The 7,641-nt window shown below is 65.2% G+C and carries 6 protein-coding genes and 1 tRNA gene; 4 read left to right on the plus strand and 3 right to left on the minus strand.

Annotation, left to right across the window (positions count from 1 at the left end; genetic code table 11):
* Positions 1 to 18: 18 nt before the first annotated feature.
* Both DK847_RS14850 and leuA read right to left on the minus strand, forming a co-directional pair.
* Positions 19 to 94 (minus strand) — tRNA-Lys (locus DK847_RS14850).
* Between the two features lie 73 nt (positions 95 to 167).
* Positions 168 to 1,838, minus strand: a complete 1,671-nt coding sequence (leuA, locus tag DK847_RS14855) for a 2-isopropylmalate synthase (protein WP_111199317.1) — start codon at positions 1,836 to 1,838, stop codon at positions 168 to 170.
* 338 nt (positions 1,839 to 2,176) lie between these two features.
* On the opposite strand from leuA, the gene DK847_RS14860 reads away from it, so the two are divergent.
* The 4 genes from DK847_RS14860 to DK847_RS14875 are packed head-to-tail and all read left to right on the plus strand — an operon-like array spanning position 2,177 to position 6,486.
* A complete protein-coding gene (locus DK847_RS14860; protein WP_111199318.1) occupies positions 2,177 to 3,187 on the plus strand; it encodes an ABC transporter substrate-binding protein in 1,011 nt (336 codons plus the stop codon).
* A 4-nt stretch (positions 3,188 to 3,191) separates the two neighbouring features.
* Positions 3,192 to 4,628 carry a sugar ABC transporter ATP-binding protein gene (locus DK847_RS14865; RefSeq protein ID WP_111199319.1) on the plus strand — a complete coding sequence of 479 codons (1,437 nt, stop codon included), beginning with the start codon at positions 3,192 to 3,194 and terminating at the stop codon, positions 4,626 to 4,628.
* On the plus strand, positions 4,625 to 5,551 hold the full coding sequence (locus DK847_RS14870) for an ABC transporter permease (RefSeq protein ID WP_111199320.1): 927 nt from the start codon (positions 4,625 to 4,627) through the stop codon (positions 5,549 to 5,551). The genes DK847_RS14865 and DK847_RS14870 overlap by 4 nt, the downstream gene beginning before the upstream one ends.
* On the plus strand, positions 5,548 to 6,486 hold the full coding sequence (locus DK847_RS14875; RefSeq protein ID WP_111199321.1) for an ABC transporter permease: 939 nt from the start codon (positions 5,548 to 5,550) through the stop codon (positions 6,484 to 6,486). The genes DK847_RS14870 and DK847_RS14875 overlap by 4 nt, the downstream gene beginning before the upstream one ends.
* Here DK847_RS14875 and DK847_RS14880 read toward each other — a convergent pair.
* Entirely contained in the window at positions 6,483 to 7,556 is a 1,074-nt protein-coding gene (locus tag DK847_RS14880) for a phospholipase D-like domain-containing protein (protein WP_111199322.1), read from the minus strand. The genes DK847_RS14875 and DK847_RS14880 overlap by 4 nt on opposite strands.
* Between the last annotated feature and the right edge of the window lie 85 nt (positions 7,557 to 7,641).

Genomic DNA, 7,641 nt, shown 5'->3' on the forward strand with positions numbered 1-7,641 from the left:
TTTCCATTGAGATTTCAATGGTGGGCGATGAAGGACTCGAACCTTCGACCCGCTGATTAAGAGTCAGCTGCTCTACCACCTGAGCTAATCGCCCGCCCTTGAAGGACGTTCGGCCCCGCACATCCGGGGCCGATGGCGGGCTTACTACATCGCCCGCCGCCCCCCGTCTAGTGCTTTTTTAGCGCCCTGTTGACGCCCGAGATCACCGCCTTGAGCGACGCCACGACGATGTTCTTGTCGATGCCGACGCCAAACAGGCTGGACCCGTCGGGGAGCCTCAGTTCGACATAGGCGATGGCCGCCGCATTGGCACCCATGCCGATGGCGTGTTCGCGGTAATCCGCCACGTCGAAGTTGAGCCCCGATTCCTTGCGGATGGCATCGACGAAGCCGTCGACCGGGCCATTGCCGTGACCGAGGATGGTCTTGAGGTTGCCATCGACCGTGATCTTGGCGACGACGTCCTGCTCCGTCTGGTCGGCACTGGCCGAATGCGACACGAAGCCATAGCGGCCATTCCCCTCGAGATATTCCTGCTCGAAGGAGCTCCACAGCCGGTCGGCGGCGAGTTCCACGCCCTCGCCGTCGGCGATGGCCTGGACGACCTTGGAGAACTCGATCTGCAGCCGGCGCGGCAGCTCGATGCCGTGTTCCTTCTCGAGGATATAGGCGATGCCGCCCTTGCCCGATTGCGAGTTGATGCGGATCACCGCCTCGTAGGAGCGGCCGAGGTCCATCGGATCGATCGGCAGATAGGGCACCTCCCACAGCGGCGCGTTCGATGCCGCCATGGCCTTGAAGCCCTTGTTGATCGCATCCTGGTGCGAGCCCGAGAAGGCGGTGAACACCAGTTCGCCCGCGTAAGGATGGCGCGGATGGATGGGCAGCTGGTTGCAGTATTCCGCCATGCGCACGAGCTCGTTGATGTTCGAGCAGTCGAGGCCAGGATCCACGCCCTGGCTGTACATGTTCATGGCGAGGGTAATGATGTCGACGTTGCCGGTGCGCTCGCCATTGCCGAACAGCGTGCCCTCGACACGGTCGGCGCCTGCCAGCAGGCCCAGCTCGGTGGCCGCCACGGCACAGCCGCGGTCATTGTGCGGGTGGAGCGAGATCAGCACCGAGTCACGCTTCTTGATGTTGCGGCAGAACCACTCGATCTGGTCGGCGTGGACGTTGGGCGTCGACATCTCCACCGTTGCGGGCAGGTTGAGGATCAGCTTCTTCTGCGGCGTCGGTTCGTAGCAGTCGATCACCGCCTCGCAGATCTCCTTGGCGAAGTCGAGTTCGGTGCCGGTGAAGCTCTCGGGGGAATATTCATGGCGGATCACCTCCTCCATGCCGAATTCCTTCTCGAGCTTGCGGATCAAGGTGGCGCCCTTCACCGCGATGTCGACGATCCCTGGCTTGTCGAGCTTGAACACGACGCGCCGCTGCAATTCCGAGGTCGAGTTGTAGAGATGCACGATGGCGCTCTTCACACCCTTCAGGCTCTCGAAGGTGCGGCGGATCAGCTCCTCGCGCGACTGGGTGAGCACCTGGATGGTGACGCCATCGGGGATCTTGTTGCCCTCGATCAGGTGGCGCACGAAGTCGAAATCAGTCTGGGAGGCGGAGGGGAAGCCCACCTCGATCTCCTTGAAGCCCATCTTCAGCAGCGCATCGAACATGCGCATCTTGCGATCGAGGCCCATCGGCTCGATCAACGACTGGTTGCCGTCGCGGAGGTCGACCGAGCACCAGACGGGCGGCGCGGTGATGGTCTTGTTCGGCCACTGCCTGTCGGCCAGCTGGACCTGCGGAAACGGGCGGTACTTCTCGCGGGGGGAAATCATCATGGCGGGGTATCTTTCGGAAATGCCTGGCTTAGCTGGTTTGGTTCGTCAGCCCCCCGAGAGCCAAGGCAGATGCCCGGCCGGCCCTCAGGGGCAGCTAAGAAGGAGGCGGCCAAGCGCGAGCGGCAGCGGCGAAGCTGCTGGGGAGAACGGGATGTTCCGCGCGTTGGACATGAGGGTCCTATAAAGGAGGACCGAAAAAGGTGCAACCGGTCCGGTTTTCGCACCGTCCGGGCAGCTGGCATGCCGCCCCGGCATTGCCCCCGCCAACTGATATGTTAGCATGCTGGCATGAGCCCCGGGACCAGAGGGCTCGAAATCCGGTCTGGGAGGACCCAAACATGCTCAAGAAGACACTCTGCTGCACCATCGCGCTTGCTGCCCTGATGGCGGCCGGGTCGGCCATGGCCGACACCAAGGACAAGAAGATCGCGCTGTCCAACAACTATGCCGGCAATTCCTGGCGCCAGGCCATGCTGAAGAGCTGGGACAAGGTGACCAAGCAGGCCGTCGCCGACGGTGTCGTCGCCGCCGCCGATCCCTTCACCACCTCGGAAAACCAGGTGACGGAGCAGGCGGCCCAGATCCAGAACCTGATCCTGCAGGGCTACAACGCCATCGTCATCAACGCCGCCTCGCCCGACGCGCTGAACGGCGTGGTGAAGCAGGCCTGCGACGCGGGCATCACGGTCGTCTCCTTCGACGGCATCGTGACCGAGCCCTGCGCCTGGCGGATCGCCGTCGACTTCGAGAAGATGGGCGCTTCGGAGGTCGAATACCTCGCCAAGAAGATGCCGGAAGGCGGCAACCTGCTCGAGATCCGCGGCCTCGCGGGCGTCTTTGTCGATGACGCCATCTCCAAGGGCATCAACAGCGAAGTGGCCAAGAACCCGCAGTTCAAGATCGTCGGCTCCGTCCATGGCGACTGGGCGCAGGAAGTGGCGCAGAAGGCCGTGGCCGGCATCCTGCCCTCGCTCCCCGAGATCAAGGCCGTGGTGACCCAGGGCGGTGACGGCTATGGCGCCGCCCAGGCCTTCGCCGCCGCCGGACGCCCCACCCCCACCATCATCATGGGCAACCGCCAGGATGAACTGCAGTGGTGGAAGGAGCAGAAGGACAAGAACGGCTATGAGACCATGTCGGTCTCGATCGCGCCGGGCGTGTCCACGCTGGCCTTCTGGGTGGCGCAGCAGATTCTCGACGGCAAGGAAGTCCCGAAGGACCTGACCGTGCCCTTCCTGCGCATCGACCAGGACAATCTCGAGAAGGCGCTGGAGACCACCGAGAAGGGTGGCGTGGCGAATGTCGAGTATTCGCTCGAGGATGCCCAGAAGGTGATCGCGGGCAAGTAAGGGCTTGTCCTCTCACGCAATCAGACTGGACGGCGTCGAAAAATCCTTCGGCGCCGTCCGTGCCTTGGCGGGCGTCGACCTGACGGTTGCTGCCGGCGAATGCCTGGGGCTTGTCGGCCACAATGGTGCGGGCAAGTCCACCCTCATGCATGTGCTGAGCGGCAACCTGACACCTTCGGCCGGCACCCTGTCGATCGGCGGCGCCCCCTATTCCGGCAGCTGGACCGCCGCAGCGGCACAGGCGGAAGGCGTGCGCTGCGTGTTCCAGGAACTTTCCCTCTGCCCCAACCTCACGGTGGCGGAGAACGTGCGCATCGTGCACCGCTCGCTGAAGGGCCTTGGCTGGAAGAACCGGGCGCGCGCGCTGATCCGCCAGAAGCTCGACGAGATATTCCCCAACCACGGCATCTCGCCCGATGACGAGATCGCCGATCTCGCCATCGGCCAGCGCCAGATGGCGGAGATTGCCCGCGCCTTCACGGTGACGGACGGCGCGCTGCGCCTCGTCATCCTCGACGAGCCCACCTCCTCGCTCGATGCCGTCACCGCGCAGCAGCTCCTTGCCTATGTGAAGACCGAGACGGCGCGCGGCACCTCGATCATTCTCATCTCGCATTTGCTGGGCGAGATCCTGTCCACCGCCGACCGCATCGTGGTGATGAAGGACGGCAAGACGGTGGCCGACCGCAAGGCCGCCGACTTCACCCGCAACTCGCTCGTCGCCGCCATGGGCTCGGAAGCGCGCGAGCACAGGCGCGGCGAAGCGCGCAAGGCCTCGGAAGAGGTCATGGTCCGTGCCCAGCCGCGCAGCGGCGGCACGGCATCGCTCGAAGCCCGCAAGGGCGAGATCATCGGCCTCACCGGGCTCGCAGGCCATGGCCAGACGCGCATGCTGCTGCAGATCTATGAGCGCCGCCAGGCGGAGGTGACAGGCAAGCTCGCCTTCATCGCCGGTGACCGGCAGTCGGACGGCGTGTTCAATCTCTGGTCCATAGGCCGCAACATCACCACGCGCTCGCTCTCGGCACTCCGCAAGGGCGGCTTCATCGACCTCGCCGCCGAGGAGCGGCTGGCGGAGGAGTGGAAGGTGCGGATGGCGATCCGCACGCCGGACGTCGACAACAACATCCTCACGCTGTCCGGCGGCAACCAGCAGAAGGCGCTCTTCGCCCGGGCACTCGCGTCGGATGCCGCGATCATCCTGATGGATGACCCGATGCGCGGCGTGGACATCGGCACCAAGCAGGAAGTCTATGCCATGATCCGGGCCGAGGCCGAAAAGGGCCGCACCTTCATCTGGTACACGACCGAGATCGAGGAATTGACCCACTGCGACCGCGCCTATGTGTTCCGCAACGGCGCCATCGTGGCATCCCTCGGCTCTGACGAACTCACGGAGGAAAAGGTGCTGCAGGCGAGCTTCGCGGAGCACGCGGCATGAACCGTCGCCTCCTGCGCCAGGCCCTGCCCTTCCTCACCCTCGCGGTGGTGCTGGCCGCCACCTTCTATGTGCAGCCGCGCACGATGAGCTATTTCGGGCTCAACCTGATGCTGCAATATGCTGTGCCTATCGCGCTGGCGACCATCGCGCAGATGTTCATCATCACGGTGAATGATCTCGACCTCTCCATCGGCCCCTTCGTGGGCCTGGTGAGCTGCGTGGGGGCGACACTGCTGCTGGACAATCCGCTGCTGGGCATTCTCGCCTTGCTGGCGCTGATCGCGGCCTATGGCGCCATCGGCGCGCTGATCCACATCCGCAACCTGCCCTCGATCGTGGTGACGCTGGGCCTCTCATTCGTCTGGCTCGGCATCGCAGTGATGATCCTGCCATCCCCCGGCGGCAAGGCGCCCGACTGGCTGAAGGCGCTGATGACGGTGCAGACGCCCTGGGTGCCCTTCCCCATCATCGCCGCCATCGTCATCGGCGTCGTGGTGCAGCTGGCGCTGATGTATTCCTCCTGGGGCGTCATCGCGCGCGGTGCGGGCGGCAACCCCAAGGCGCTGAGCCGCGCCGGCTGGTCCATGCTGAAGACCAAGGTCGTCATGTACATGCTGGCGGGCTTCTTTGGCGTGCTGTCGGGTCTGGCGCTGCTCGGCCTCACCACTTCGGGCGATGCGCATGTGGCCGACCGCTACACGCTCTATTCCATCGCCGGCGTCATCCTCGGCGGGGGTGAATTCATCGGCGGGCGGGTGTCGCCCCTGGGTGCGGTCGTCGGCGCGCTGACGCTTGCGCTGGCGGGATCCTTCCTCATCTTCCTCCGGATCTCGCCCGACTGGCAGATCGGCGCGCAGGGGGCGATCCTGATCATCGTTTTGGCGCTCCGGGCACTCGTCACCTATGGGGAGCAGAAGCGATGATGGCGAAACTCCTGCGCCAGCCCTGGGTCTTCTCCTTCGGTGCGGCCATCGCCGTGTGGCTTACCACCATCGCCTATACGGGTGGCCAGGGTGCCGGCGCCATTCTCACGGCGGCCCTGTCCTTCGCCACCTTCACCATCATCGTGGGGCTGGGCCAGATGATGGTGATTACCACCGGTCCCGGCAATGTGGACCTCTCGATCCCCGCCACCATCACGCTCGCGGGCGTCGTCGCCATGAAGGTGATGGACGAGGATACGGGGCGCATGGCCATCGGCATCGTGGCGGCATTGGGGGCGGCCACCCTCGTCGGCATCTTCAACTACGGCCTGATCCGCCTGCTGCGCATCCCGCCGATCATCGCCACGCTGTCGTCGAGCTTCCTCGTCCTCTCGACCGCCATTTCCTATGGCCGCGGCATCCGCATCAAGCCGCCGGAGCCGCTCGCCGAATTTGCGACCACGCGGCTCTTCGGCATTCCCATCATGGCCTTCGCGGTGCTCGCCATTTCGGTCGGCATGGCCATCGTGCTGAGCCGCACCGTCTATGGCCGCAGCGTGCTGGCGGTGGGGCAGAACAGCCGCGCGGCCTGGCTGGCGGGGCTCAACGTCGGCCGCACCCGCTTCCTCACCTATGTGCTGAGCGCCTTCCTTGCCGGCATCTGCGGCATCCTTCTCTCCGGCTTCTCGCGCGGCGCGGCGCTCAACATGGGCGAGGAATTCCTGCTCGCCTCCATCGCCACCGTGGTGATCGGCGGCACGTCGGTCGCCGGCGGCCGGGCCAACGTGCCGGGCATCTGGGGTGCCGCACTGTTCATGTATCTGCTCGTCACCATGCTCAACACCTTCGGTGCGAGCGCCGGCATCCGGCTCATCCTCACGGGGCTGATGATCATCGGCGTGATCGTCGCCGCCGGCGGCGAGGAGCAGCGTTAGGGCATGACCGGGCAGTTGGTGGTGTAGGGCGTGCTGAGGGCGGCGAAGTCCTGGTCGAAGCGCGCCCTGTAGGTCTTCACCGGCATGGCCTCGGTCAGGAACAGGCCCACCTCACGGTTGAAGGTGGTCGAGTCGGGCGAGAAGCTGATCGAGCCGATATAGAGGCGCGCGCCGTCCGCCAGCATGGTGCGGGCATGCATGTAGGGCTTCTGGAAGGTCTGCACGGGGCCGGTCACGCGCACGTTCACGCCCCACTGCTGCAGCTTCTTCAGGGACTCGTTCTGCAGCGTCTGGATTTCCTTCGTGGCACCGTTGACGCAGAGCGGCGAGATGAGCCGCACGCTGACGCCGCGGCCCACCGCCGCGATGAGCTCGCTCTCGAGTGCCGCATTGCCCAGCAACTCGCTCGTCACATCGAGCCTGCTGCGTGCGGACTGGATGAGCGTGGTGAGCCGGTTGGCGGCATTCACCGGCCCGATCGCCAGCCCGGGGCTGTTGAACTTTGGCGTGGGATTGAAGGGCGGCGCCTGCGTGTTGGCGGGGGCGGAGAAGGCCCAGTCATTCTCGAACAGGTTGGAGAGGTCCCTGATCAGCCCCCGGCTGGTACTGATCAGGAAATAGTCGCGGTATTGCAGAAACGTCGTCGTGTCGAGGCAGGCGGAACCCACCAGCACCTTCCGGTCGTCGATGAGGATGACCTTGGGAAAGCTGCGCGGGAAGATCGGGTTGCTGAGGTGCAGTTCGCCGCCCGACGCCACGATGTATTTCGCGAGGTTGGTGCGCTCCTCGGGAATGGCCTGGTATTTCCCGTTGTCGACGATCACCTGCACCCGAACTCCGCGCCCCAGCGCCTGCTGCAGCCCGGCAAGGATCTGCGGATCTTCGAGCACGCAGATCTCGACGCGGATGCGGGAACGCGCCTCGGCGAAGGCCTGCAGGAAATCGGTGCGTCCTGCCTCCGGCAGGATGCGCAGCGTGTCGGCCAGGGCGGCCGCCGTGAGGGATAGGAACAGCGCCACGGCCAGCAGCGCGGTGCGCCGGGCCTGCTTGAACAAGCGTCTGAAACTCATCGATGCCCCCACCCTGACCGCCCATGCCCCGGGCGGGCCTGCATATCGCAGCCTCTGGCTATCGAAAGTAACAGCAAACCGGCCG

Source organism: Aestuariivirga litoralis, from assembly GCF_003234965.1.
GTDB lineage: Bacteria > Pseudomonadota > Alphaproteobacteria > Rhizobiales > Aestuariivirgaceae > Aestuariivirga > Aestuariivirga litoralis.

Bases quoted from the DNA above. Each gene is read 5' to 3' on its own strand.
- leuA (WP_111199317.1), bottom strand. From the start codon at position 1,838: ATGATGATTTCCCCCCGCGAGAAGTACCGCCCGTTTCCGCAGGTCCAG.
- DK847_RS14860 (WP_111199318.1), top strand. From the start codon at position 2,177: ATGCTCAAGAAGACACTCTGCTGCACCATCGCGCTTGCTGCCCTGATG.
- DK847_RS14870 (WP_111199320.1), top strand. From the start codon at position 4,625: ATGAACCGTCGCCTCCTGCGCCAGGCCCTGCCCTTCCTCACCCTCGCG.
- DK847_RS14875 (WP_111199321.1), top strand. From the start codon at position 5,548: ATGATGGCGAAACTCCTGCGCCAGCCCTGGGTCTTCTCCTTCGGTGCG.
- DK847_RS14880 (WP_111199322.1), bottom strand. From the start codon at position 7,556: ATGAGTTTCAGACGCTTGTTCAAGCAGGCCCGGCGCACCGCGCTGCTG.